This window comes from Thermus altitudinis, assembly GCF_022760835.1.
Lineage (GTDB): Bacteria > Deinococcota > Deinococci > Deinococcales > Thermaceae > Thermus > Thermus altitudinis.
Map to the genome: position 1 here is coordinate 18,194 of NZ_JAKTNQ010000021.1, position 24,772 is coordinate 42,965.

General features: G+C 64.9%; 28 protein-coding genes. 12 read left to right on the forward strand and 16 right to left on the reverse strand.

Going from position 1 to position 24,772, the window contains the following annotated elements; all coding sequences use genetic code 11:
• The first annotated feature begins 30 nt into the window (after positions 1-30).
• The 7 genes from L0D16_RS08365 to L0D16_RS08395 all read left to right on the forward strand — a co-directional run bounded on the left by L0D16_RS08365 (position 31) and on the right by L0D16_RS08395 (position 5,398).
• Positions 31-360 carry a cyclic-di-AMP receptor gene (locus L0D16_RS08365; RefSeq protein WP_243031354.1) on the forward strand — a complete coding sequence of 110 codons (330 nt, stop codon included), beginning with the start codon at positions 31-33 and terminating at the stop codon, positions 358-360.
• A complete protein-coding gene (locus L0D16_RS08370; RefSeq protein ID WP_243031357.1) occupies positions 357-1,211 on the forward strand; it encodes a DsbA family protein in 855 nt (284 codons plus the stop codon). The genes L0D16_RS08365 and L0D16_RS08370 overlap by 4 nt, the downstream gene beginning before the upstream one ends.
• Before the next feature lie 10 nt (positions 1,212-1,221).
• Positions 1,222-1,986 (forward strand): tRNA (adenine-N1)-methyltransferase, encoded by a 765-nt coding sequence (locus L0D16_RS08375; RefSeq protein ID WP_243031359.1) that lies wholly within the window; start codon positions 1,222-1,224, stop codon positions 1,984-1,986.
• Positions 1,971-3,521, forward strand: a complete 1,551-nt coding sequence (locus L0D16_RS08380; protein WP_243031361.1) for an Rqc2 family fibronectin-binding protein — start codon at positions 1,971-1,973, stop codon at positions 3,519-3,521. The genes L0D16_RS08375 and L0D16_RS08380 overlap by 16 nt, the downstream gene beginning before the upstream one ends.
• A gap of 23 nt (positions 3,522-3,544) precedes the next feature.
• The gene (gene panD / locus L0D16_RS08385) at positions 3,545-3,895 is read left to right on the forward strand and encodes an aspartate 1-decarboxylase (protein WP_243031408.1); all 351 of its coding nucleotides are present in this window, start codon (positions 3,545-3,547) and stop codon (positions 3,893-3,895) included.
• Complete coding sequence (mqnP, locus tag L0D16_RS08390; protein WP_243031364.1) at positions 3,892-4,743, forward strand: menaquinone biosynthesis prenyltransferase MqnP; 852 nt, start codon at positions 3,892-3,894, stop codon at positions 4,741-4,743. Before panD ends, mqnP begins: the two co-directional genes overlap by 4 nt.
• A gap of 64 nt (positions 4,744-4,807) precedes the next feature.
• Positions 4,808-5,398, forward strand: a complete 591-nt coding sequence (locus L0D16_RS08395; protein WP_243031366.1) for a TIGR01440 family protein — start codon at positions 4,808-4,810, stop codon at positions 5,396-5,398.
• On the opposite strand, the gene L0D16_RS08400 is transcribed toward L0D16_RS08395, so the two are convergent.
• Genes L0D16_RS08400 through L0D16_RS08435 form a run of 8 tightly spaced genes read right to left on the reverse strand, consistent with a single transcriptional unit; the run spans position 5,361 to position 13,325 of the window.
• Positions 5,361-6,419, reverse strand: coding sequence for a pyridoxal-phosphate-dependent aminotransferase family protein (locus L0D16_RS08400; RefSeq protein ID WP_243031367.1), 1,059 nt, complete (start codon positions 6,417-6,419; stop codon positions 5,361-5,363). The two genes, L0D16_RS08395 and L0D16_RS08400, sit on opposite strands and share 38 nt — an antisense overlap.
• Positions 6,420-6,428: 9 nt before the next feature.
• Entirely contained in the window at positions 6,429-7,217 is a 789-nt protein-coding gene (locus tag L0D16_RS08405) for an NADH-quinone oxidoreductase subunit B family protein (RefSeq protein WP_243031370.1), read from the reverse strand.
• Positions 7,218-7,225: 8 nt separating this feature from the next.
• Entirely contained in the window at positions 7,226-8,536 is a 1,311-nt protein-coding gene (locus L0D16_RS12430; protein WP_341474619.1) for a hydrogenase large subunit, read from the reverse strand.
• On the reverse strand, positions 8,524-9,870 hold the full coding sequence (locus tag L0D16_RS08415; protein WP_243031373.1) for a proton-conducting transporter transmembrane domain-containing protein: 1,347 nt from the start codon (positions 9,868-9,870) through the stop codon (positions 8,524-8,526). Before L0D16_RS08415 ends, L0D16_RS12430 begins: the two co-directional genes overlap by 13 nt.
• A 2-nt stretch (positions 9,871-9,872) precedes the next feature.
• Positions 9,873-10,505 (reverse strand): hypothetical protein, encoded by a 633-nt coding sequence (locus L0D16_RS08420; protein ID WP_205387537.1) that lies wholly within the window; start codon positions 10,503-10,505, stop codon positions 9,873-9,875.
• Positions 10,493-11,347 (reverse strand): respiratory chain complex I subunit 1 family protein, encoded by an 855-nt coding sequence (locus L0D16_RS08425; RefSeq protein ID WP_243031379.1) that lies wholly within the window; start codon positions 11,345-11,347, stop codon positions 10,493-10,495. The genes L0D16_RS08420 and L0D16_RS08425 overlap by 13 nt, the downstream gene beginning before the upstream one ends.
• Positions 11,344-12,999: a complex I subunit 5 family protein gene (locus tag L0D16_RS08430; protein WP_243031382.1), complete on the reverse strand. Its 1,656-nt coding sequence runs from the start codon at positions 12,997-12,999 to the stop codon at positions 11,344-11,346. Before L0D16_RS08430 ends, L0D16_RS08425 begins: the two co-directional genes overlap by 4 nt.
• Complete coding sequence (locus L0D16_RS08435; protein WP_243031387.1) at positions 12,996-13,325, reverse strand: ArsR/SmtB family transcription factor; 330 nt, start codon at positions 13,323-13,325, stop codon at positions 12,996-12,998. The genes L0D16_RS08430 and L0D16_RS08435 overlap by 4 nt, the downstream gene beginning before the upstream one ends.
• 99 nt (positions 13,326-13,424) lie before the next feature.
• On the opposite strand from L0D16_RS08435, the gene L0D16_RS08440 reads away from it, so the two are divergent.
• On the forward strand, positions 13,425-14,279 hold the full coding sequence (locus L0D16_RS08440) for a hypothetical protein (protein ID WP_243031388.1): 855 nt from the start codon (positions 13,425-13,427) through the stop codon (positions 14,277-14,279).
• On the opposite strand, the gene mscL is transcribed toward L0D16_RS08440, so the two are convergent.
• Positions 14,233-14,613: a large conductance mechanosensitive channel protein MscL gene (mscL, locus tag L0D16_RS08445; protein ID WP_243026807.1), complete on the reverse strand. Its 381-nt coding sequence runs from the start codon at positions 14,611-14,613 to the stop codon at positions 14,233-14,235. The genes L0D16_RS08440 and mscL overlap by 47 nt on opposite strands.
• 221 nt (positions 14,614-14,834) lie before the next feature.
• On the opposite strand from mscL, the gene L0D16_RS08450 reads away from it, so the two are divergent.
• The 3 genes from L0D16_RS08450 to csaB all read left to right on the forward strand — a co-directional run bounded on the left by L0D16_RS08450 (position 14,835) and on the right by csaB (position 18,805).
• Complete coding sequence (locus L0D16_RS08450) at positions 14,835-15,953, forward strand: ABC transporter ATP-binding protein (protein ID WP_243031390.1); 1,119 nt, start codon at positions 14,835-14,837, stop codon at positions 15,951-15,953.
• Between the two features lie 174 nt (positions 15,954-16,127).
• Positions 16,128-17,828: a DUF5693 family protein gene (locus tag L0D16_RS08455; RefSeq protein WP_243031392.1), complete on the forward strand. Its 1,701-nt coding sequence runs from the start codon at positions 16,128-16,130 to the stop codon at positions 17,826-17,828.
• Positions 17,813-18,805: a polysaccharide pyruvyl transferase CsaB gene (csaB, locus tag L0D16_RS08460; protein WP_243031394.1), complete on the forward strand. Its 993-nt coding sequence runs from the start codon at positions 17,813-17,815 to the stop codon at positions 18,803-18,805. Before L0D16_RS08455 ends, csaB begins: the two co-directional genes overlap by 16 nt.
• Here csaB and L0D16_RS08465 read toward each other — a convergent pair.
• From L0D16_RS08465 to miaA, 4 genes are read right to left on the reverse strand one after another with little or no spacing between them, the layout of a single operon-like run.
• Positions 18,780-19,889 (reverse strand): hypothetical protein, encoded by a 1,110-nt coding sequence (locus L0D16_RS08465; RefSeq protein ID WP_243031396.1) that lies wholly within the window; start codon positions 19,887-19,889, stop codon positions 18,780-18,782. The genes csaB and L0D16_RS08465 overlap by 26 nt on opposite strands.
• Position 19,890: 1 nt before the next feature.
• A complete protein-coding gene (locus L0D16_RS08470; RefSeq protein ID WP_243031397.1) occupies positions 19,891-20,634 on the reverse strand; it encodes a 3'-5' exonuclease in 744 nt (247 codons plus the stop codon).
• Positions 20,634-22,049: an Asp-tRNA(Asn)/Glu-tRNA(Gln) amidotransferase subunit GatA gene (gene gatA, locus L0D16_RS08475; RefSeq protein WP_243031398.1), complete on the reverse strand. Its 1,416-nt coding sequence runs from the start codon at positions 22,047-22,049 to the stop codon at positions 20,634-20,636. The genes L0D16_RS08470 and gatA overlap by 1 nt, the downstream gene beginning before the upstream one ends.
• A 7-nt stretch (positions 22,050-22,056) precedes the next feature.
• Positions 22,057-22,965, reverse strand: a complete 909-nt coding sequence (gene miaA / locus L0D16_RS08480) for a tRNA (adenosine(37)-N6)-dimethylallyltransferase MiaA (protein WP_243031400.1) — start codon at positions 22,963-22,965, stop codon at positions 22,057-22,059.
• An 18-nt stretch (positions 22,966-22,983) separates the two neighbouring features.
• Between miaA and L0D16_RS08485 the strand changes: the two genes are divergently transcribed.
• Positions 22,984-23,391, forward strand: a complete 408-nt coding sequence (locus L0D16_RS08485; RefSeq protein ID WP_243031402.1) for an Hsp20/alpha crystallin family protein — start codon at positions 22,984-22,986, stop codon at positions 23,389-23,391.
• Here the strand turns inward: L0D16_RS08485 and L0D16_RS08490 are convergent.
• The 3 genes from L0D16_RS08490 to L0D16_RS08500 form a co-directional block, all read right to left on the reverse strand.
• Positions 23,385-23,963: a thymidine kinase gene (locus L0D16_RS08490; RefSeq protein WP_243031403.1), complete on the reverse strand. Its 579-nt coding sequence runs from the start codon at positions 23,961-23,963 to the stop codon at positions 23,385-23,387. The two genes, L0D16_RS08485 and L0D16_RS08490, sit on opposite strands and share 7 nt — an antisense overlap.
• A gap of 279 nt (positions 23,964-24,242) precedes the next feature.
• Complete coding sequence (rpmE, locus tag L0D16_RS08495) at positions 24,243-24,458, reverse strand: 50S ribosomal protein L31 (protein WP_243026797.1); 216 nt, start codon at positions 24,456-24,458, stop codon at positions 24,243-24,245.
• 79 nt (positions 24,459-24,537) lie between these two features.
• On the reverse strand, positions 24,538-24,720 hold the full coding sequence (locus tag L0D16_RS08500) for a hypothetical protein (RefSeq protein ID WP_243031409.1): 183 nt from the start codon (positions 24,718-24,720) through the stop codon (positions 24,538-24,540).
• Positions 24,721-24,772 lie beyond the last annotated feature (52 nt).

Genomic DNA, 24,772 nt, shown 5'->3' on the forward strand with positions numbered 1-24,772 from the left:
GGTAGGCCCTCCCGTGTACAATGAAGGGCAATGAAGCTCATCGTGGCCATCGTGCAGGATACGGATGCCCCGGGCCTCACTAAGGCCCTTTTGGAGCGGGGGCTGCAGTCCACCAAACTGGCCTCCACCGGTGGCTTCTTGCGAGAGGGGAACACCACCCTACTGATCGGAGTGGAGGACGAAAGGGTCCAAGAAGTGCTGGAGCTAGTCCAGGAGAAGTGCCGCACCCGCACCCGCCTGGTCACGAGAGGCTTTCCCCTCTCCGAGGCCCCTGACCCCTTCTTGGCCCAGCCCGTGGAGGTGCAGGTGGGGGGGGCCGTGGTCTTCGTGTTGCCGGTGGAAGGCTTCTTCAAGGTATGAGGAGCCTGGCCTTCCCCATCCTCCTGGGCGCGGCCTTGGCCCAGATCGGCAAGCCGGTGGAAGGGTTTCTCCAAGGTATCGCACCCCCTCCGGGAAGCGAGGTCCGGGTGGAGGAGAAAAACGGCCGCCTCCTGGCGGTGAGCTATACCGGCCCCCTGGACGCCTCCTTTCTGGCCCTGTTGGTGGACAGGACCACGGGCCTGGCCTTCGGGGCCCCTCTTAAGGAGTGGGTAGGGAAAAACGCGGGCCACCTTAAGGGGCAACGGGTCAGCCTGAACTTGGAAGAGGCCTTTCTTCTGGACCTCGTCCTCACGGAGCCCATGCGGGCCCGGATAGGCCCCAGGGAAACTCAGGAAGCGGCCCTGGGGGAGGACCGCTGGGTGCTAGGGGAAAAGGGCCCCGTGCTGCGCATCTTCTCGGACTTCCAATGCCCCTTCTGCCAGCGTCTGGCCCGTGAGGTGCTTCCCCAGCTGAAACCCCGGGCCCTCAAGGGGGAACTCCGGATCAGCTACCGCCACTTCCCCCTCAAGGAGATCCATCCCGAAGCCCTCCCCGCCGCCATCGCCGCGGAGTGCGCCGGGGCGCAAGGAAGCTTTTGGCCCTACCACGACCTCCTGATGGGGGGGCGGCTTGGGGATTACCTGGGCCTGGCCCGCTCCCTCTCCCTGGACCTGAAGGCCTTTGCCACCTGCCTCAAGCACCCCCAGGTGGCCCAGCGGGTGGAGGCCGAGCGGGCCTTGGCCCTCCGCCTGGGCCTTAGGGGAACCCCCACCGCCTTCGCCGGACCCTACCGGGTCCCCAACCCCTTTGACCTGGAGCGGGTCCTGGACTATCTGGCCCTGGCCCGCTAAAGTGGGCAGGATGGAAGGGGAGCTCTTCCTTCTCAAGGATGGCAAAGGCCGGGCCTTCCTGATCCGCCTCAAGGAGGGTGGGGTTTTCCACCACCACCGGGGCACCGTGCCCCATGAGGCCATCGCCCAAGTGGGCCCAGGGGGGAGGGTCTACACCCACCTGGGAGAGGCCCTCTCCGTCCACCGGCCCACCTTGGAGGAGTACCTCCTGCACATGCGGCGAAGCGCCACCCCCACCTACCCCAAGGATGCCAGCGCCATGGTGACCCTTTTGGACCTGGCCCCGGGGATGCGGGTCCTCGAGGCGGGCACGGGCTCCGGAGGGCTCACCCTCTTCCTGGCCCGGGCGGTGGGGCCCATGGGGCTGGTGGAAACGTACGAGAAGCGCCCCCAGCACCTGGCCCAGGCAGAGGCCAATGTAAAGGCCTTCTGGCAGGTGGGGAATGTGCGCTTCCACCTGGGAAGCCTGGAGGAGGCCACCCTGGAAAGGGAGAGCTTCCACGGGGTGGCCCTGGACCTCATGGAACCCTGGAAGGTGCTGGCCAAGGCCACGGAGGCCCTCATGCTGGACCGCTTCCTGGTGGCCTACCTCCCCAACATCACCCAGGTATTGGAACTGGTGCAAAGGGCCGAGGGCTTACCCCTCAGGCTGGAACGAGTTTTGGAGGTTTCCTGGCGGGAGTGGGAGATCAGGCTACCCGTGGCCCATCCCCGCTTCCAGCAGGTGGGGCACACGGCCTTTTTGGTGGTCTTTAGGAAATGGAAGGCCTCCTGATCCACGCCTTTTTGCGGGAGCTAAAGGGGGAGCTCCCGGCCCTTAACCTGGGCCTGGCCTTCCCCGACGAGGGAAGCCTGGCCCTCCTCCTCAAGGGCAGGACGGGCCGGATCTTCAACCTGGTTCTCCGCTACCGCCCTCCCTCCCCTAGCCTAGCCCTGGAGGAAGGCACCCTTTTGGGCGAGCCCAAAACCCCCTTCCAACGGCAGCTGCAGGCCCGGGTAAAGGGGCCCTTGCTGGAAGCTGAGCAACTCAAGCTGGACCGGGTGGTGTTTTTCCGCTTTGCCGGGGAAAAAGGGTTTGTGGACACGCCCCCCTCCACTCTGGTCCTGGAGGCCACGGGACGGAACGCTAACCTCCTCCTCCTGGACGAAGGAGGCCGGATCCTCGGGGTTGACCGGCCCATCACCAAGGAGGTGAACCGCTACCGGGAACTCCGCCCGGGCCTTCCCTACGTGCCCCCACCCCCCTACGAGAAGCTGGACCCCCGCACCCTTACCCTAGAGGACCTCCGCATCCTCCTTGGGAAACCCTTGAAGGAGGTGGTGCGCCATGTGGACGGGATAGGCCTGGAACTCATGCGGGAGCTGGCCAAAAGGGCGGGCCTCACCCCGGAAACCCCCTTGGATGAGGAAGCCCTGGCCCAGGTATACCAGGCCCTCAAGGATGTGCTGGAACACCCCCACCTGGGCACGGCCCTTTCCCAGGAGCTTCAGGAAAGGTGGCGGGAAGAGGAGAAAGAGGCCTTGAGGAAGCCCCTCCTCGAGGCCCTCCGAAGGGAAGAGCGAACCCTCCGCGCTAGGCTTCTTGACCAGGAAAGGGCTTTGCAAAGGCTAGAGGAAGCGGAAAGCCTGCGCCGGCAGGCCGACCTCCTCCTAACCCGGCTTAAGGAGGTGCCCAAAGGGGCAGACAAGGTGGTTTTAGAGGATTTTGCGGGAAGGCTGGTGGAAATCCCCCTAGACCCCGCCCTCTCCCCCCAGGAGAACGCCCAGAGGCTCTACGAAAGGGCGCGGCGCCTCGAGGGGCTGGCGGAACGGGCCCTCGCCCTGATCCCTAGGCTGGAGGCCCAGCTCCAGGCCCTACAGGAGGAGGTCCGGCGGGTGGAAAGGGCGGAACTTGGGGAACTCCTCGCCCTCTCCCGGCACCCCAAGGGGCAAAAGGGGCCCAGGCTGGGCCTCCGCTATACCTCCCCTTCCGGATTCCTAGTCCTGGTGGGCAGGAACGCCAAGGAAAACGACCTTCTCACCCGCACCGCCCACTCCGAGGACCTCTGGTTCCATGCCCAAGGGGTGCCGGGAAGCCACGTGATCCTTAAGGCGGAAGGGAAGAGCCCGCCCCTGGAAGACCTCCTCTTCGCCGCCAGGCTGGCCGCCTACCACTCCAAGGCCCGCGGAGAAAACCAGGTTCCCGTGGACTACACCCGTAAAAAACACGTCTGGCGACCGCGCAAGGCCGCCCCAGGCCAGGCTCTCTACACCCACGCCAAGACCCTCTTCGTGGAGGGGTCGCTTCCCCAAGAGGCCGTAGAGGGGTAGACTTGGCCCTTGTGAGAAGGGTGATGTTCCACGCCAAGATCCATAGGGCCATGGTGACCCATGCCGACCTTCACTACGTGGGTTCGGTAACCGTGGACCAGGACCTCTTGGATGCCGCCGGCATCCTGCCCTACGAGCAAGTGGATATCTACGACATCACCAACGGAGCCCGGCTCACCACCTACGCCCTTCCCGGGGAGAGGGGTTCGGGGGTGGTGCAGGTGAACGGGGCCGCCGCCCACCTGGTGCGCCCGGGGGACTTGGTGATCCTGGTGGCCTACGGGATCTTTGAGGAGGAGGAGGCCCGAAACCTTAAGCCCACCGTGGTTTTGCTGGACGAGGGAAACAGGATCCTCGAGGTACGCCGGGGATGACCAGGCTGCGGCTCTACCTGGACCTAATCCGCTTTGAGCACACCCTTTTCGCCCTTCCCTTTGCCTACGGAGGGATGCTCCTGGCGGCCGGGGGCTGGCCCGGATTGCGCACCTTCCTCCTGGTCACCCTGGCCATGGTGGGGGCCAGGACCATGGCCATGGCCCTGAACCGCCTCATTGACTGGCGGCTGGATGCCCTAAACCCCCGCACCCAGAACCGCCACCTGCCCAAGGGTCTGGTCAAGCCCTGGGAAACCCTTCTCCTTGCCGGCCTGGGCCTTACCCTTCTGGTCTATGCGGGGCTTTCCCTAAACCCCCTTACCGCAAGGCTCCTTCCGGTGGCGGTCTTCTTCCTAACTGTTTACAGCTACACCAAGCGCTTCACCTGGCTTTGCCACTATGTATTGGGGCTGACCATCGGGGCGGCCGCGGCAGGGGGTTGGATCGCCGTTACGGGAAGCTTCCACCCCACCGCTTACTGGCTTTGGGCCGGGGTGGGGCTTTGGATTGCGGGGTTTGACATCCTTTACGCCACCCAGGACTTTAGCTTTGATCGCTCCCATGGGGTGAAGAGCATCCCCGCCCGCTTTGGTATCCCCATGGCCCTAGGCGTGGCCCGTGCCACCCACCTCCTGGCCTGGCTTTCCCTGCTCTTGGCCGGGCTCAGCTACGGCGCCGGGCCTTTTTTCTACCTGGGCCTGCTCCTGGTGGGAGGGCTTTTGGTCTACGAACACCGCCTGGTGACCCCCGAGGACCTAAGCCGGGTAGAGGTGGCCTTCTTCCAGGCCAACGTGGGGGTAAGCCTGGGAATGTTCCTCTTCATCCTCCTGGACATCTTGGCAAGTTAAGGCCTTGGCGCCAACCCCGGGCGGGCCCACACAGGCCCCCGATGGGGTGGAGTAGGCTTGGAGCATGGAAGGCATCCGCAAGGCAGCGGAAAAGGCCATTCTGGAGTTTTTGGAGCTCTTCCCCATGCCCAAGGGAAGCCTCTTTGTCCTTGGGGGTTCCACCAGCGAGGTCCTGGGGGAAAAGGTGGGGACAAGGCCCAGCCTCGAGGTGGCCGAGGCCATCCTGGACGGCCTCCTTCCCCCGCTTTGGGAACGGGGCGTGTGGGTGGCCGTCCAAGGGTGCGAGCACCTGAACCGGGCCCTGGTGGTGGAAAGGGAAGCCGCGCACACCTATAGGCTAGAAGAGGTCACGGTCTTCCCCCATCCCAAAGCGGGGGGAAGCCTGGCCACGGCGGCCTTCCTGCGCTTTAAGGAGCCGGTGATGGTGGAGTCCTTGAAGGCTCAGGCCCATGGGGGGATGGATATCGGCGGGGTCCTCATCGGCATGCACCTTCGCCCTGTGGCCGTACCCCTTAGGCTTTCCCTGCGGAAAATCGGGGAGGCCCTGCTCATTGCCGCCAAGACCCGGCCCAAGCTGGTGGGGGGAGCCCGGGCGGTCTACACCCAGGAGGAGATGCTCAAGAGGTTGGAAGAATATCGGCAAAGGCCTCTTTGAAGAGGGCCGCCACGCCAAAGGCCTCGTAGCGCTGGTAATGGCCCATCAGGGAGAGGCGGAAGATCTTCCCCTTAAGAGGTCCTTGCCCCCCAGCGATCACCGCCCCTCTTTGGGCAAAGGCCTCCTTCACCGCCCGGTAGGGAATGCCTTCCGGCAGGTAAAAGGCCGCCACCGCCGGGCTTGCCACCTTGGGCACCGGCCTTAAGCCCAGTTCCTCCCCCACCTGGTATAGGAGCCCGTTCTGCCAAGCCTTAAGGGCCAGGTGTTCAGGGAGCCTGGGCACCACCTCCTCCAGCACCGCCGCCACCGCCCCCACCAGGTTGATGGCTGGGGTCCAGGCGCTCTCCCCTTCCCCCTGGGCCTTCAGCTCCCGGGAAAGGTCGTAGTAATACCCTCGGGGGCGGAGGGCCTCCAGGGCCGTGGGGCTTAGAGCCACGAAACCCAAGCCCGGCGGGCACATGAGGCCCTTCTGGCTACCGGAGGCGGCGGCGTCCACCCCCCAGGCCTCGAGGGCCACCTCCCGCACCAGGAGGCTCGTCACCATGTCCGCCCCCACCAAGCCTTCAGGGTTGGCCTCCTTAAAGGCCTTGGCCAGGGCGGGCAGGTCCACCAGGGCCCCGGTAGAGGTCTCCGAGTGGACCAGCAGCAACCCCCGGTAGCCCGCCCTGGCCACCCCTTCCGGGCTTGGCACCTCCCCGTAGGGAAGCTCCCAGCGGTCCACCGCCAGCCCCGCGCTTTCGGCAATCTCAGCAAAGCGCTCGGAAAACTTCCCGTACACCGGCACCAAGACCCTTTCCCCGGGGGAGAAAAGGTTGTGCACCAGGGCCTCCATAGCCAAGGTGCCGCTTCCCGTGAGGACCAGAACCTCCCCTTGGGTCTGGAAAGCCTTCTTGAGAAGGTCCCTGGCCTTTAGGAAAACTTCCCGGGCCGGCTCCGTGCGGTGGTGGAGCTGGGGGCGGGCCAGGGCCTCCAGGGCCTTCGGGTGAAGCCGAACGGGTCCAGGGGTGAGGAGCCACTCCATGGGAAAAGTTTAGCGTACCACGCCCCCTACCAGGCGCTGGACCACCCGCCCCGTGAGGAGTAAGAGGCCATGGAGAATGGCCCCGGGCCGGGGTGGGTCCCCAGGCACGTAGACATCCACGGGAACCACCCTATCCACCCCCGCCCACACCTCCGGGCTTTCCGCAAAAACCCCGCCGGCGATGGCCTCGTTGCCCACCGCCACCACCCCTTTGGGCTCCGGCATGGCCTGGTAGGTGCGCTCTAGGGCCTGGGCCATGTTGCGGCTCACGGGGCCGGTCACCAACAGGGCATCGCCATGGCGGGGCGAGGCCACCACCTGGAAGCCAAACCGGGCCATGTCGTTAAAGGGGTTCCCCAAAAGGGCGATCTCGGAATCGGCCAGGCCCGTGTCCCCGGCGCTCACCTCCCGGAAAGCCAGGGTGGGGAGGCGCAACTCGGGCCGTGGTGGCGGGGGTGGCCCAGGGTCCAGGAAGGCTTGGGCCGCCAGGTCTACCCGTTGCACCAGGTCTTCCCGGCGAACCACGGCCACCTCCAGGGTCTTCATCTCCCCCACGGCCTCGGGGTAAACCAGGGCGCACCGCCCACACCCCACGCAGCGGGCTAGGTCCAAGCTGAAAATCCCTTCTTCTTCAAAGAAGGCCCCGCTGGGGCATACCTTCACCAGGCCCTCCCGGGCTTCCCGGGAAAGCCCCTTGGGTTGCAAAAGAGGATACCCAAAGGCCTGCGAGGGCACCTGGAGAATCTCCTCGAGGGCCCGAGCCAAAACCCCTATCCTGAGCGTGCGCAAAAGGCTCATCCTACCCCCTACAGGTCGTTTCCCGCATAGGAAAGGTCAAAGGACTTGTTACAGAGAGGGAAGTCCGGCAGGCCTTCCCCCCGCACCGCCAGCTCCAGGGCCCGCCAGTTCTTAAAACTGGGGTCCACCCCCTCCGCCTGGACCACCCTGCCCTCCTCCAGCCGGACGAACCAGAACACCTCCCCCCGGCCCGCCTCCACCCGGGCCATGCCCTCCCCGTCCCCAGCTTCCACCTCCACCGCCAGAGGCCCTTCAGCCCGTTGGTGTAGGAAGCGCAGGGCATACTCCAACGCCTGGAGGGCTTCCTCCGCATACACCTGGGCCCGGGAAAGGACGTCCCCTCCCTGGCGCACCACAGGGACAAAGGCAGGGTAAAGGGCATCGTCCTGCCGCAAGTCCCGCTCCACCCCGCTCGCCCGGGCCGTGGGCCCCACGAAGCCCAAGGCCAGCGCCTCCACCCGCCGCACCACCCCCACGTAGCGCATGCGATCCAGCACCTGGGGGTGCTTAAGAAGCCGGGGCAAAAGCCAATCCAACTCCTTTTGGTACCGCGATAGGGCCTCGAGGTCCGGCCTGCCTTCCCGCCACACCCCTCCCGCCCGGATGAAGTTGCGGCCATAGCGGTGGCCCGTGAGGCGGTCCACCTCCCCTTGCAGAAGGGCCCGTATCCGCCCCACCTGGGTGGCGCCGTAGGCGTAGCCGATATCGGTGAAAAGTCCCGCCAGGTGGCCCAGGTGGCCAAAGGCCCGCTCCAGCTCCAAGGCCGCCCGACGCAGGTACTGCGCGCGGGGGGGAGCCTCTATCCCCAAGGCCCTCTCCCAAGCCTCCGCAAAGGCCAGGGCGTGGGCCACAGGCTCACCCCCCGCCCGTTCCGCCAGGAGCAGGGCCGCCTCTGGACCCTTGCCCGGCATGATCCCGAGGAGGCCCCGGTGCTGGTAGCCCAGGCGGATCTCCAGGTTAAGGATTCGCTCCCCAAGAACGCTAAAGCGGAAGTGGCCGGGCTCAATGATCCCCGCATGCACCGGGCCCACCGGCACCTCGTGCAGGTGGGGAAACTCCCGGAAGGCATAGGGAAGGTCGTGCCGCCTTAAAGGTCTTAGCCCGGGATGCCCCACCAGCTCTAATCCCCTTTCCCAAAGGGCCCGCTCAAACCAATCCAGGGAGGGGAACTCCGCGGCCAGACTAGGTAAACGCCTTCCCTGACCCAGGGGGAAGGCCTCGAGGCTCCGCCTGCGCTCCACCAGCAAAAGCGCCCCCTCGCCGTAGGGGAAATAGGCCACGGGCCTTCCCTCCTGCAGGGCCTCCTTTACGGCTTCCACAACACCACCTCCAGCGCCTTAAACACCTCCACCGGGGGTAAGACCCCAAGAAGAAGGAGCAGGAGAAGCAAAACCCAGAGCAACCAAAGGTCCAGCCCCCTTCCCCCTAAGGGTTTTCCTTGACCAAAGCCCATTTGGGCCATGGGGTATAAGAGACCAGCAAAGGCCAGCCCCAGCCCCACCAGGTAGAGAACCCCCAGCCACGGCGATTTCATGGCCACCTCCACCGCCTTGAACTCGGCGAAAAACAGGGGAAAGGGAGGAAGCCCCCCCAAGGCCGCCAGGGAAAGGGTAAAGGGCACACCCAAGGCAGGGGTATGGAGGACCAGGCCTCCCACCCGCCCCACCTCCTTGGCGTGGCTAAGGGCCAGAATCCCACTGGCTCCCAAAAACGCCAACGTCTTGCTCAAAGAGTGGGCCAGGGTGTGGAAAAGGGCAAGCCAGGGAAGGCCCAGGCCCAGGGCAAAAACGGCGAGGCCCATGTGTTCCATGCTGGAATAGGCGAGAAGCCTCTTGTACTCCCTCTGCCCAAAGAGAAACCAGGCCCCAAACACTAGGCTCAAAAGGCCAAAGGCCAAAAGAAGCCCGGAGGCAAAAGGGAAAAGCCCCGCCGCCTGCATGAGCGCGGTGTAGCGCAAAAGGGCGTAAAAGGCCACGTTGAGAAGCGTTCCCGAAAGGAGGGCGGAGGCCGGCCCCGGGGCCTCGGCATGGGCATCGGGGAGCCAGGCCTGGAGGGGAAAAAGCCCCACCTTGGTACCGAAGCCCACCAAGAGGAGGGCAAAGGCCACCTTAAGCCCCTCGGGATTGGCCTCCCCCACCAAGGACCGGACCTCCCCCCAGTCCAAGGTGACCCCGCCCACCAAGGCGTACACCAGGATGACCCCGATGAGCCCCATGGCGATGCCCACACTGCCCAGCATGAGGTACTTCCAGGTGGCCTCCAGGGCCCTTGCCCCGCCCTTGTGGTAGACCAGAAGGGCCGAGGCCAGGGTGCTCCCCTCCACGAAGATCCAAAGCACCCCTAGGTTGTGAGCCAGGTACGCCCCGTGGGCCGAGGCCAGGAAAAGGGCGCCCGCCCAATAGAACCGCCAAGCCTCCTCCCGGGGAAAGTAGCCCCGGGCGAACAGGGCCACCAACCCGTAGATGAGGTCCGTCAGGAGGAGGTAAAAGAGCCCCACCCCATCCAATCGGAAAGGGCCCGCCGCCGTCCCCAAGAGGAAAGGGGCAAGGAGCAGGCCCAAGAAGGGGACCAGAACGGAAAGCTGCACCAGCAAGGTGGTTTCCCTGCGAGCCAAAAAGACCGTCAAGGGCAAGAAGACCAGAAGATACAGCACCCCTACCCCCTTAAGGAACGCATCCGAGCCGTGTCCACATGCCCCATTTCCCCCTTGATGCGGAAGATGAGGATCCCCGCCAAAAACACGGCGGCAAAGGCATCCAAGGCCACCCCCAGCTCCACGAAGAGGGGAAGGCCGTGGCTCTCAGAAAGGGCCATGAGGAAAACCCCATTCTCCAACGCCAGAAATCCCAGAACCTGGCTGATCGCCTTTTTCCGGCTAACCATGGAAAGAATTCCCAACAGGACCAGGGCCAAGGCCACGGGCACCCCTTGGGGCAAGGGGGCCTCGGGGAGAACAAAGGCCTTTCCCACCCGGAAGGCCAAAGCGGTGAGGAGCCCCGCCAAAAGGAGGGAGAGGGAAACGGACAGGTACCCCTCCACCTCGTGGCTCACCTCGAGGCGGTCTATAAGCCAGAACAGGTACCATGGTATGAGAACCCCCTTGACGGCGAAAAGGGCCAGGCCTGCCACGATAAAGTGCACCTCGCCTCCCGCAAGGGCAAAGGAAACCAAGGCCAAGAGGATGTTCTGCAGGGCGTAGAGCCGGATGATGGCGTCCAGGCTACGGCGGCTTACCATCAAAAAACCGGTGGCCAAAATGGCCAGGACCAAGGTGTTTAGAAGCGCCATATTGCCCCCAAAAGTGCCAGAACCCCGAAAAGAGTGTTGTACGAGAGAAAGTCAGGAAGCCTGAGGTAGCGAAGCTTTACCCCGTAGGTCTCCAGGTAGGCCAACGCCAAGACCCAGGCCCCCACCACCCCCAGGAAGACCAGGGGCTTGGACCCCGGCAACAACAAGGCCATCAACCCCGCGTAAAAGAGCATTTTAAGCGAGCCAGCAAGCTCGTACAAGGCCAAAAGAGGCCCGCTATGGTCCAGGACCTGCGCCTCGTGGATCATGGTGAGCTCCAGGTGCGTGGTGGGGTCGTTCACCGGCATCCTGGCCCCCTCGGCCAGAAGGGCCAGGGCCAGCGAGGCCAGGGCCAGCAGCAACACCAAGCTGTTCTCCACCCCAAGCTGGGGCAGGCCGCTCAGGGAAAACCCCTCCCCCAGAAGGACCGCCCCCGCCAAGGCCATAAGCGTTCCTGGTTCCGCCAACACCGTGACCACTCCCTCTCGGTAGCTTCCCTGGGCCCCAAAACTGCTACCCGCATCCAAAGCCGCCAGCATTTGAAAAAAACGGCCCAAGCCCAGCAGGTAGAGGGCGAGGAGAAAATCCCCCCTGAAGGCCAACCCAGGGAGCACGGGCAACAAGGCCAAGGCCCCAAGGGTACCCAGTAGGGCCATGATGGGCCCGAGAAGGAATAGGGGGGTGGTGGGGTGGGGCACCACCCAGACCTTGCGCCAGAGCTTGGCCAGATTCCGGTACTCCATGAGGGGGCTTGGCCCCTGCCGATGGGTAAGCCTAGCCTTGAGCCACTTGACGGTTCCCGAAAAGAGGGGAGCCAACAGGAGGGCTAAAAGAGCCGTCATAGCAAAACCACCCCCAGGACCACCACCAAGGTAAGGAGCTGCAGAAGAAGGTAAAGGTGCAGGCTCCCCGACTGAAGGGTCTGGACCAAGGCCGCAAGGCGGCTATAGGCCCGCCCCACGCCGGCGTATACCTCGGCCAAGGGTTCCTCCAAGCGGGGATGTTCCCCCACCCTAAGGCGAAGAAAGGGGAACAGGCGCAGGGCGGGCTCGGCAAAACCCAGGGCGTTGGGTTGCATCCTGGGGGTTAGGGGCTGGAAACCGCAGTCCCAGGTGCCGTAGAGTCGCTTGGGCAAACGGGCCAGCCCCCGGTACAAAGCTCCAGCCAAAACGCCAAGGAGGGCCAGAAGAAGCCCGTTGGGATAGGTACCTAGACCCAAAGGACCCAGAAGCAGCCCCGGCCCTAGGGCCAGCAGGAGGAGAAGAGCCGCCAACAGCCCTAGGCCTAAGCGCATCCCTGGCGCCCAGTACACCCCAGCCTCGCCTCGAGGCAACCCCAAAAAGGCCAGCCCGAAAAGGCGCACGTAAAAGTAAAGGGCCAAGGCCCCCACCAAGGCCAAGGCCCCGGCGGCCAGGGGCATCAGGAAAGGCCCCTGCAAAAAGCCTTGGTAAAGTTGCCACTCCGCAAGAAAAACAGGGCCAGGAGGCAGGCCAGCCCCCGCCACCATCCCCCATAAGGCCAAAGCTCCGAGACCAGGGGCCTTACGGAAAAGCCCACCCAGCTGGGAAATCCGCCGCTCCTCCAGAGCCCCTGCCCCCAGGAAAAGAAGCCCTTTGAACAAGGCGTGGGCCACCTGCTGGAGGAAGAAGGCCCCCAGGAGCAAGGGCATAGGCTTAAGAAAATACGCCCCCAAAGCGGAAAGCATGAGGCCCAGGTTTTCCACGCTGGAGTAGGCCAAAGCCCCCTTTAGGTCCTCCTCCCCCAGACCCCGCACCAGGGCATACACCGCACCCAAAAGTCCCAGAAGAACCAAGGCCCATCCCACCCAAGGCGGAGGGGGACCAAACCAGTACTGGGACTGGTACAACCCCAGAAGGCCCAGTTTAGTCATGGCCCCAGAGAGCAGGGCCGACACCGGGCTGATGGCCACCGGGTGGGCTTGGGGCAACCAGGCGTGGAAGGGGAAGAGGGCTGCCTTCACCCCAAAGCCTAAAAGAAGCCCCGCCCAGACCCAGTCAGCCCCCAGATGCCCGTGCCCCAGGAAGGCCAGGTAAAGCCCAGCCCCAGAAAGCCGGCTAGCCAGGAAAAAGGCCCGGCCCCCCACCAGGGCGCTCGGCCCCTCGAGGGCAACCAGGAAATAACCCAAGAGGGCCATGCCCTCCCACAAAAAGAGGAAGCCAAACCCCGGGGAGGTCAAGGCCACCCCCGCCATGCTAGCCAAGAAAAGGGGAACAAGAAGGCTATAGAGGTGCGCCTCACGAGGGTGATGGGCTAAATACGCAGGAAGGTAGGGAGCAAGGCCCAGGGTCAGGGCCCCGAGGAGGAGGAGGTAGAGGAAAGGAGCACCCCATCCCAAAGCCCAACCCATCCCCCCCAGCGCCACCCACGCTAGGCCCGCCAAGCCCAGGGAGAGGGAAAGCCCCCGGAAACGCCAGGGGGTCCCAGCGGACACCACGGCCAAGCCCAGGGGCAAGAAGGTCCAAAGGGGGCTCATTCCTCCTCCCTAAGGGCGTCCAGACGCTCCCTCTCCGCCTCGAGGTGGCGTTCAAAGATCCGCCGTCCCAGGTCCAAAAAGGCGTAGACCTCCGGATCCCGGGTGCGGTAGTAAACCATCTGCCCCTCCCGCCTGGCCTCCACCAACCCCCGCTCCCGAAGCAGGGAAAGCTGCCGAGAGAGCACAGACTGCTCCGCCCCAAGCTCCCGCTGGAGGGCGGAAACGCTCTTCTCCCCTTCCCTTAAAGCGTCCAGGATGGCCAGGCGCAAGGGATGGGCCAAGGCCTTGAAGAAGGTCGCCTTATAGCGGTGCAGGGCGCTTGGCATATCCCTCTCCTTGTGCATATGTGTAAAGTAACATATGGCTATGTTAAAACCCTGGTCCACCCTCGTCAAGCCCCACGTGGTACCATGGGCCCTCAGGGTATGCCGTATTTCCGCCTGCGCTTCCGGGCCCCTGCTTCCGACACCTACCTCCTTCCCCTGCCCCAGGACCTCCCCGGGCAAAAGGTCGGGGATCTCTTCCTATCCCGGCGAGCCGAAGCCATGTACGAGGACCGGGGCAACCTCCTGGCCCGGTTTCCCCTCGAGGCGGAAGAGGCGGTGGAGGTCCGCTTCCACCTGGATACCTATCCCTTGAACCCCGCCCCCCCCTGGCGCAAGGTGCTTCTTGGAGAACCCCCAGAGGCCTGGCCGGGTATCCTGGTCCACAGAGGACACAAGGTAGAGGGGGCCCTAGGCTTTCTCCTTTCCGGAAAGCCCCACACCTGGTTCTTGGTGGACGGCACGCCCCTAGACCCTTTCCTGTACCAAGCCTTCCTGGAGCACCCAGGCCAACTCCTTCCCCTCGGCGTAGCCCCTGATCCCCTCACCTACCTGGGAGGCCATGAGGGAAAAAGGTTGCTGCTCTTAAAGACGCCCTGGCCAGGGGAGGAAACCCTTCCATGGGACACCCTCCATCCCCTGGCCAAAGACCCTTTGCCCCTCCTGCGGGGCCTGGCCTTTGGCGCCTTGGGCCTCTCCGCCCTGGGCTACCCCACCGGGCCCTGGCCCTACCTGCCCTACCTGGGGCTCCTCGCCTGGCGGCAAGGCCCTGCCCTAAAAGCCCTTTTTCTACGATCCCCCCGCCACGCCATAGAAAGCCTCCTCTTTCACGCCTTTGCCCTCACCGTAACGGCAAACCCCAGGCCCGAGATCGGCCTGGGGTACCTGGCCCTCTTTCTCTGGAACCGGCTTAGGCCTTCCGCCTCAGCTCCTCAAGAATCTCCCGAAGAAGCTTGACCTCCTCGGGGGGCTCAGGAGGAGAGGGTGGCGCCGCCTCCTCCGCCTTCTTGCGCCGCTTCTCCAGCTCCTGCATGGGCACCACGATCAAGAAGTAGATGGCGGCACCCACCACCAGGAAGTTCACCACCGCATTGATGAACTTCCCAAGAGCTATAGGCCCCAGCTTGATGGCGGAAAAATCCGGAGCCCCACCCAACGCCCCGATCAAAGGGGTGAGGACATCCGCCACCAAGGAGTTCACCACCTGGCCAAAGGCGCCGCCGATGACCACGGCCACCGCCAGGTCCACCACGTTGCCCCGCATGATAAAGTCCCGAAAACCTTTTAACATCCTCCCACCTCCAGAATCAGAGAATCGCACCGGTCCGAGTCCGCGGACCAGCTTACATTATCCGCCTGTGTGTGAAAGTTCTGTAAAAAGATGCTGAAGCTCCCCCGGGGTCCCTACAAGGCCCCTGGGATGGTGTAGAATGCGCAAGAACCCCCGATGGGCCAAGGTCAGCCCAAAGGGCTACCTTGCAGGCTCAAAGCGCGGGGCCTAGGAGGTAGAGCATGGCCAAGGTTAGGTTGGAGCACGTTTGGAAGCGCTTCGGCAAGGTGGTGGCGGTGAAGGACTTCAACCTGGAAACCGAAGACGGGGAGTTCGTGGTCTTCGTGGGGCCTTCGGGCTGCGGCAAGACCACCACCCTGCGCATGATCGCCGGCCTCGAGGAGGTCTCCGAGGGCCGCATCTACATCGGCGACCGCCTGGTGAACGACGTCCCCCCCAAGGACCGGGACATCGCCATGGTCTTTCAAAACTACGCCCTCTACCCCCACATGAACGTCTATGAGAACATGGCCTTCGGTCTGCGCCTGAGGCGCTACCCCAAGGAGGAGATCGACCGCCGGGTGAAGGAGGCCGCCCGCATCCTCAAGATTGAGCACCTCCTAAACCGCAAGCCCCGGGAGCTTTCCGGCGGCCAGCGCCAGCGGGTGGCCATGGGCCGGGCCATCGTGCGGGAGCCCAAGGTCTTCCTCATGGACGAGCCCCTCTCCAACCTGGACGCCAAGCTGCGGGTGGAGATCGCCAAGCTGCAAAGGCGGCTTGGGGTTACCACCATCTACGTGACCCACGACCAGGTGGAGGCCATGACCCTGGGCCACCGCATCGTGGTCATGAAGGATGGGGAGATCCAGCAGGTGGACACCCCCCTAAACCTGTACGACTTCCCTGCCAACCGCTTCGTGGCAGGGTTCATCGGGAGCCCCTCCATGAACTTCATCCGGGCTAGGGTGGAGGTGCAAGGGGACAGGGTGTACCTGGCGGCACCGGGCTTCCGGGTCCGGGCCAATCCCGTCCTGGCCCAGGCTCTAAGGCCCTATGGGGGCAAGGAGGTTTGGATGGGCATCCGCCCCGAGCACCTGGGCCTTAAGGGCTACACGGTGATCCCCGAGGAGGAAAACGTCATCCGGGGCGAGGTGGAGGTGGCCGAGCCCCTGGGAGCGGAAACGGAGATCCACGTGAGCGTGGACGGAACCGTTTTGGTGGCCAAGGTGGACGGCCACGCCCCGGTGAAGCCTGGGGATCGGGTGGAGCTTCTCGCCGATACCTCCCGCCTCCACGCCTTTGACGTGGAAAGCGACCAGACTATTGGCCACGCCCAGGAAAAGGCTACCGTGAGCCGCTAGTCCTGGGACGGAGAGGGGGTGGGGAGAAACCCTCCCCGCCCTTTATCATGAAAGGGTGAGCCGACGGGATAAGCCCTTTATTGGAGGCATTACCAACGGAAACGCTAGCAGCAGAACCACCTTGGCTTGCTCCCTAACCGAGGCCTGGGCCCACCCAACATCCCTGGGGGATCTATGAAACTCCTCCTCAACGCCCTCCTCCTGCTGGCCCTCATCCCCTCCCTCCTGGCCCTAAAACCCCGGCTCCAGGCCGAGCACCCCGGCCCCGTGGTGCTGGTGGTGGATGCGGAGGCCCTGCGGGAAGAAGCCAAAAGCCAGGGGAAAAGTCTTCTGGAGGTGCTGGAGGCTTACCGGGCCTTGGGAATCGGGGGTGTGGCCTTCCCGGAGCGTTTTGTAAAGGACTGGGTAAGCCAAGGGGTACTCCTCTACCGGGGTGGGAGAGAGCTTTTGGAGGCAGGCCTTCCCGCTAAACCCGGCTGGTTCTACCTCAAGGGGGAGCCTGGGCTCGTAACCCATCTGGCCACAGCCTATGACCTACCCACCGAACGGCTTGGCCCTTGGCTGGGATTCCCCTTGGATGTCCAGGCCTTCCCCGCCTTTTATCCCTTGGATGAGATCCGGGCTGCCAAGGAGGCAGGCTTCTTTGTGGTGGTGCGCCCCATCAACCAGCGCTACCGGCGCCTGGACCCCTCCTTGCCCCTCGTCCCCAAGGAGGCGGATGCCGTGGTCTTCGCGGGCCTCGAGGCCCTGGGCTACCCCTACCGCCTCGAGGCGGCCAAGGAGCTGGTTTCCGTGCCCGTGGCCCTCATTGAGGGCACGCCCCAACCCGGGCTTGCCGCCTACCGGGAGAAAGGCATCCTTAGGCTATTCAGCCTCCGATACGAGTGGCAGCTCACCCTCACCCCCGAGGAGGCCGCGGACAAGTACGTTCTGGCCGCACGGGAACGGGGCCATCAGCTTCTCTACTTAAGGCCCTACCCCTACCGCCAGGACACGGAACGCTTCCTCAAGCGGATCCGGGAAGGCCTAGAGGCCAGCCACATCCCCCTGGACCAGCCCCGGGTCCGGGGATTCACCCCAAGCCCCCTTCGCCATGCTGCCTGGGTGGGGGTAGCCTCGGGGCTAGGCCTCCTGGCCCTGGGGTTACCGATCTACGGGCCCTGGGTGGCCTTCCTTCTTCTTCTCCTGGCCCTGGGGTATGCGGGGAGCCAAGCGGGGGCCCTTCTCGCCGCCTTGGTCTTCCCTGTGCTGGGGTTTCTCGGCCCCAGAAACGGGCTTTGGATGTGGCTCCGCACCCTGGGTTACGCCCTGGCCGGGGCCATCTTCCTTTCCGCCTTGGGCTCCACCTCGGCCACGGTCGTAGGGCTCCAGGCCTTTAAGGGGGTCTCCCTCACCCTCCTGGTACCTCCGGTACTGGTAACCCTAACCTTCCTGGAGAGGGATTTTAGAGGCGCCCTAACCCGCCTTTTCCTCCACCCCTTGCGCCTGGGTGAGGTGGCCTTGGCGGGGCTCGCCCTCCTTCTCCTGGGCCTGGCCCTTCTGCGCCGGGGCAATGACGCCCCCTTGGTCCCCGAGCTGGAGCTCAAGCTGAGAAGCCTCCTCCAGGACCTCATGGTGCGCCCCCGCTTCAAGGAGGTCTTCGGCCACGCCCTTTTTCCCCTAGCCCTCCTCCTCCCCTGGCCCAGGTGGGTGCAAAACGGCCTCCTCTTCCTCGCCGCCCTGGGGGTGGCCTCTATCCTGAACACCTTCAGCCACTTCCACACCCCCCTTCCCATTTCCTTTTTCCGGATGGTGAACGGTGCCCTCTTGGGCCTCCTCCTAGGGCTTCTCGGGGTTATGCTGGTAAGGAGGCTTCGGGCATGGTGGTTGGGGTAGCGGGGTACTACGGGTTCAAGAACGCGGGGGACGAGGCCATCCTCGAGGCCATCGCCCGGGAGCTTAAGGCCCGGGGGCACCAGGTCTTGGCCCTTTCCGGCGACCCCAAGCAGACCGCCAAGGAGCACGGCATCCGGGCCGCCCACAGGCTCAATCCCCTAGCCCTCCTCCAGGCGAACCTCTGGCTTTTGGGCGGGGGCGGGCTTTTGCAGGACGCCACCAGCTCGCTAAGCCTTCTTTACTACCTGTCCGTGCTCCGGGCCGCGCGTTTTTTCCGCAAGAAGGTGGTGGTCTTCAACCAGTCCCTAGGCCCCCTCTCCCCTTGGGGAGAAAGGCAGGTGGCGCGGGCCCTAAGAGGAGTACCCCTGATCCTTCGGGACCAGGATTCCTGGGAATACGCGAAGCGCCTGGGCCTATCCCCCACCCTGGGTGCCGACCCCGCCCTTCTCCTTACCCCACCCCCTGTAAAGCGGGAGGAGGACCTGGTCCTGGTCATTCCTAGGGCCGGGGTGGGGGAAGAAGCCCTAAGAAACCTCTACATCACCGCCAACCACCTATTCCACGAGGGGAAAAGGGTCTTGGTCCTACTTCTCCAACCCGGCTACGACGACGAGGTGGCCAAGGTGTTCTATCTCCACCGTATTGAGGCCACTTCGGACCCCAGGCGGGTCCTTTACCTGGCCGCTCAGGCGGGGTACGTGATCTCCATGCGCCTGCATGGCCTTATCCTGGCGGCAGCCGCGGGCACCCCCTTTGCGGCCCTTTCCTATGACCCCAAGGTGGCCGCCTTCGCCAAGGAAACCGGGGCCTACTACCAGGAGCTTCCGGGTGACCCCATTAAGCTTTCCAAGGCCGCCATGTATGGCCGCTACCCCGACTGGGACAAGGTGGCCGCCCTAAAGGAGAGGGCTCGGCAAAGCTTTGATCTGGCCTTGGGCGAGGCCAGCCCCGTCAAAAAACCCCACGGACACGGCTGAGCCGGCCCTTCAATCCCTCGGCGAAGGCCTGGAGGTCGGAAAGCGCCTCCTCCACCCCCTGTCTGAGCAGGAACTCCCCTGGGGAGAGGCGCTTGAGCAGGAGAAAGGGCGGCTGGGAAAGTACCTCCACCCCCTGGCGCACCACCTCGGGGATAAGGCCCTCCTCCAGGGCCTCCGCCTCCAAGTCCGCCAGCAAGAACACCTCCCCCATGGACTTCCGGGAGAGCAAAAGGAGGAACGCGGCGAAGGCTCCGCGCTCGGAAAGCTCCGCCACCAGCCGGTCCTCCAGGGACTCCACCGCCTCGAGGTCCACAAACCCTTCCCGCAACAGATCCTCCAGGTCCAAGGGGGAAAGGGGGAAGCGGGCCTTGAGACGCACCAGGCGGCTCACCGCCTCCGGGGAAAGGTACCCTACCCCTTCCGGCACCCCCTCCTTTTGCGACTCCGGCGCCAAAATGGCCACGTAAGCCCCTTGCTGCCGGAAGGTTTTCAGCAGGGCCGGCTCCCCCTCCCCTGGACGCAGCAGAACCAACTGCACCTGGCGGCGCCCCAAAGGGGCTTTGTACACCCAGGGCGGGCCTCCTTCTAGGAGGAAGCCCAGCCGCCTCAACTCCTCGGTAACCCCCGGAGGCTCCCAGGCCCTTTGCGGCTCGTTGGGGAAAAGAACCTCTCTGGGATAGGGAGTAACCCGCACCCGCCGCTTCTCCGGCTTGGGATCCCCCATCTCCTTGGGGTCCTTCCCGGAGTTGACCGGCCTGGCTTCCCGCTTCTCGGGTGGGGCCGCTTCCCTGGACTCCGCCTGTCCGAGCCGGGGCAGGCCCCTGGGAGTGGCCTTAAGTTCCACCTCCTCGCCGCGGAAGTGGAGGAGGATGGTTTCGTTCACCGCAAGGCGGCGTTTCTGATAGTAGGGCAAAAGCCCCCGCACCACCCCCTGTTTCCAATCCACCTCCCCCTCGTACACCTCCCCATCCTCGTCCACGAAGCGCACCCGCTCCTTGCCGAGGAGATGCTGACGGAGGGAAACGGTCAAGGCCATGGTGCCCGTTTGAATACAGGTGCTGGTCAGCACATACCGTGCGGTCATATCACCTCCCGAGGTCCATCAAGGGACGGGGAATCCCTGCAGTGAGCATATAATACACCTCATAGGCCACGGCGAGGGTGCGCTCCACATCCCCCAGGGCCCGGTGGGCTTCCCTAGGAGGAAGCTCCAAGACTTGGGAAAGAGCGTCCAGGCCGTAGCGCTTGAGGCCGGGCATGGCCCTTTTGGCCAGGCGGATGGTGTCCACCACCGGGTTCTCCAGGGCGTAGCCCATGCCCTCCAAAGCGGGCCGCAAGAAGCCCAGGTCAAAGCTGGCGTTCTGGATCACCAAGGTGGCCCCTTGCAAAAGGGGGTAGGCCTGCTGCAACACCTCCTGGAGGGAAGGGGCCTCCTCCAGCTCCCAGGCGCGAATCCCGGTAAGCCTCTCAATGAAGGGGCTGGGAGGGCGGCTTGGGCGTACCAGGCTCTGAAAGCTCCTCCGCTCCCCCCGCTCCAGCCGCACCAGGCCCAGCTCGATCACCTCGTTGAGGCCAGGGGCAAGCCCCGTGGTCTCCAGGTCCAAGACCACCACCGCCTCCCCAGGATGGGGAAAAGGGTAATGCCATTCCCAAAGCCCCACCTCCTCCCCCAAGAGGAAACGCCCGTCCAAAAGGGGCCGCACCACCGGCTCCACCGGACCCCTGAGGCCCAGGGCCTCCCCCAGGACGGGAAGGGGCAAGGGCCTGCCCTCGGCCCGAAGCCGTCGCGCTAGGCGGGTAGCCAGGCGGTGGCGGAAAAAGGCATCCACTAGAAAGCCTCGCCTAAAGGAGTACGAAGGAAAGCCCGGTCCGTAGCCTTTTCAAAAGCCAGGGCCACCTGCAGGAGGAGCTCATCCCTACCCCAGGGGGCGAAGAGCTGGAGGCCCACGGGAAGGCCATCCTCAAAACCCGCGGGGAAGGATAAGGCGGGAAGGCCCGCCAGGTTAGCCCCCACGGTGTAGAGGTCCTCCCGGTACATGGCCAGGGGATCGGGCCTTCCCCCCAAGGGAAAGGCAGGGTGGGGGGTGGTGGGAAGAAGGAGGAGGTCCACTTCTTGGAAAAGGGCCTGGGCCTCCGCCTTTAGCCGCCTGCGGAAGGCCTGGGCCCGGCCGTAATAGGCCTCGTAGTAGCCACTGGAGAGCACAAAGGTGCCCACCAGGATGCGGCGTTTGACCTCGAGGCCAAACCGGGCCCGGGTTTCCTCCACCACCCGCCAAAGCTCCTCCCCTTCCGCCCGGAAACCGTAAAGGGTCCCGTCGTAGCGGGCCAGGTTGGAGCTGGCCTCTGCGGGAGCCAGGATGTAGTAGGCGTTGAGGGCCAGGGGCAGGGAAGGCCAGGAAACCTCCTTTACGGAAAACCCCAGACCCCGGAAAACCGCCATGGCCTCCTGCAAAGCCCCCTCCACCCCGGGGCTGTTCCCGGAAAGCCCCTCCCGCACCACCCCAAGCCGCAGGGAGGGCAGGGGCGCTTCCAGAGCCTCCTGGAACCTGGGCCTGAGGTCCAGGCTGGTGGCGTCCAAAGGATCGGGGCCGGAGATGGCGTCCATGAGGAGGGCCAGGTCCTGCACCGAGCGGGCCATGGGACCGATCTGGTCCAGGCTGGAAGCGTAGGCGATGAGGCCATAGCGGCTCACCCGGCCGTAGGTGGGTTTCAGGCCGTAAATCCCACAGAAGGCCGCGGGCTGACGCACGCTTCCCCCCGTGTCCGAGCCCAGGGCCAAAGGGGCCAGATCCGCCGCCACCGCCACCGCACTTCCCCCACTGGACCCACCGGGCACCCGGGTAGGGTCAAAGGGGTTCCGGGTGGGGAAAAAGGCCGAGTACTCCGTGGAGGAACCCATTCCGAACTCGTCCAGGTTGGTCTTGCCTATGACCAGTGCGCCACGGGCCTTTAGCCGGGCCACCGCCGTGGCCTCATAAGGGGGTAGAAAACCCTCCAAAAGCCGGCTTCCCGCAGTGGTTCGCATCCCCCTGGTAACGATGTTATCCTTCACGGCCACGGGAAGGCCGGCAAGGGGAAGACGGGGGTCCAGGGCACGGGCCTCCCCCAGCACCCCCTCGTTTACGGTAAGGAACGCTCCCAGTCCTGGATCCAAGGAGCGGATCCGCTCCAGGTAGACCTGGGCCACCTCCAGGGGGGATACCTCCCCTTGCGCCACCTTAGCGCGGATCTCGTGGGCCAACATGCCCCTACTATAGCCGGAAGTGAAGGTTAAGCCAGTCGCGAAAACCTAGGTAGGCCTCCTCCCCACCCCTCGGCAAGTAGGTGACGTCGCCGGGCTCGCGCCGGAACCAGGTGTACTGCCGCCTGGCGTAGGCCTTCACCGCCTGGATATCCCGGGCCAGGGCTTCCTCCAGGCCGTACTCCCCCCTCAGGTACCCCACCACCTCCTTGTAGCCAATGGCCTGGAGGGCGGTGGGCATGGTGGGGTACCGCTGCAAAAGGGCCTTTACCTCCTCCACCAAGCCACGGGCGAACTGGCGCTTGGCCCTTTCCTCCAGCTTGGGGAAAAGCCAACCGCGCTCGGGCCAGAGAACCAGCTTCCTGTAGGCAAACCGGGGCGGGCGAGGGGGAAAGCGGGCGGGGGGGATTCCCGTGCGCCTCATCACCTCCAAGGCCCGCACCAGCCGCCTGGGGTTTTTATCCACCCGCAGGGCATCCTCCGGGCTCATCCGGTAAAGCTCGGCCGCCAAGGCCTCCAGACCCCTTTCCTCCAGCTCTCGCCAAAGGGCTTCCTGCACCTGGGGATCGGGTGGCGGCAGGGTGGGAAGCCCCTGGGAAAGGGCCCGGATGTAGTACCCCGTCCCCCCCACCACCAAAGGGATGCCTCCCCGGGCCAGGATATCGGCGATGGCCGTTTCCGCCAGCTCCACCCAGCGCACCACACTCAGGGCCTCCGAGGGATCCAGGATGTCCACCAGGTGGTGAGGCACCTTCCCCCTCTCCTCCAGGGTGGGCTTGTCCGTGCCAATGTCCAGACCCCGATAGACCATGGTGGCGTCGGCGGAAACCACCTCGAGGGGAAGCTCCTCCCCAAGCCTCAAGGCCAAGAGGGTCTTACCGCTTCCCGTAGGCCCCGCCAGAACCGGTATCGCCTGCACATCCCTTATGCTAAGGGCATGCTGGAACGCCTAGACCGCCTGGAAACCCTGCGCAAGCTAAAGGAACTGCAGGAGCGCATCGCCGAGCTGGCCTACCGGCTTACCGGGGAAGAGGCCGCCACCTGGGTCCCCCGGGTGGACCTCCTGGAGGAAGAGGACCACTACGTTCTCCTCGTGGACCTTCCCGGCGTGCGTCCCGAAGACCTAGAGCTTCTGGAGGAGGGAAGCCGCATCACCTTGGCGGGCATCCGCCACCCCTCGCCTGGGGTTTACCTCCTGGAGGAGAGGCCCATGGGCACCTTCCGCCGTACCCTGGACCTCCCCGGCCCCATAGAGGAAGGCACCGCCCAAGCCAGCCTGCGCCAGGGGGTTCTGGAGGTCCGCTTCAAAAAGCGCCAGGGGGCCAGCCTGCCCCTCTCTCAGTAGTCCACTTGGTGGCAGGCCCGGCACCGGGGCTCGTAGTGCTCCTTGGCCCCCACCAGGATGATGGGGTCCGTGTACCGGGCCGGTTTGCCGTCCACCAAGCGCTGCGTACGGGTGGCCGGGGCTCCGCACTGGGCGCAGATGGCGGTGAGCTTCTCCACGAACTCCGCCCGGGCCAGAAGCTCCGGCATCAGGCCAAAGGGTTCCCCACGGAAGTCCAGGTCCAGCCCCGCCAGGATCACCCGCACCCCCTGCCGGGCCAGTCCCTCCGCCAAGGGCAAAAGACCGGCATCCAGAAACTGCACCTCGTCCACGGCCACCACCTGGGGCCAGGGGGATAGGTACGCCTCTATTTCCCTGGCCTCGCCCACGGGGATGGCCTCCACCCGCTGGCCGTCGTGGCTCACCACTTGGCTTTCGTGGTAGCGGGTATCCAGCCTGGGCTTGAACACCAAAACCCGCTGCCGGGCGATAAGGGCCCGCTTAACCCGGCGGATGAGCTCCTCGCTCTTGCCGGAGAACATGGGCCCGGCTATGACCTCAATCCAACCTTGGCGATGCAATACCGGAGGCATCCCCCGGATTTTAACCGGGGATAGGGTAACCCCAGGCCAGGCCCCTGAACCTCAGGTCAAGGTGTCCACCAGCACCGGCAAAAGGCCACCTTGGCCCCGGCCCCAGGAGGCAGGCAGCTGCCCGAGGGCGAAGACCGCCTGCTCCCAGGGGCCATTAGGACCCCTGGGGCCAGCTTCCCCTGGAGGTGCGCCAGGGAGGACCCAGCAAGGAAACCCTCCTTCTAGGAAGAGGAAACGAGGCCCCGAAGGGCCTCGTCTTTCCCCAACGCCAGCGTAGCCTCAGCGCCCCTTGCGGTAGGAATCCCCGTAACGGCGCTGGAAACGCTCCACGCGGCCTTCCGTGTCCACAAAGCGTTGCTGCCCCGTGAAGAAGGGGTGGCAGTGGCTGCAAACCTCCACGTGGATCTCGGGCCGGGTGGAGTAGGTGTGGATCACGTTGCCGCAACCGCAGATGATGCGGGCGGGAACCAGCTTGGGGTGGATGCCTTCCTTCACGTTTCGCCTCCTTTCGCACGGTCTTGGCCGTGCGCAAAACCGCCTTCTAGTTTAACCCTTGCCCTGGCTTGCCGCAAGCCTACGGCGGGGGCAGACGCCGCCACCTGGGGCCGAAGAGTCTTCGGCGGAGGCGCTCCCAGGCCACCCAAGCCGCCCCCAGGCCTACGGCCAGGGCCATAAGAAGCCAGATCACCCCCAAAACCCCAAGCCCCACCAAGGCCAGGAGAAGGAGCACCAAGGGCCAATACCAAGGAACCCCCACCCCTGAACCCGGACAAACACATGTGAGACTCTGGGCTGGGATAAAAAGAGGG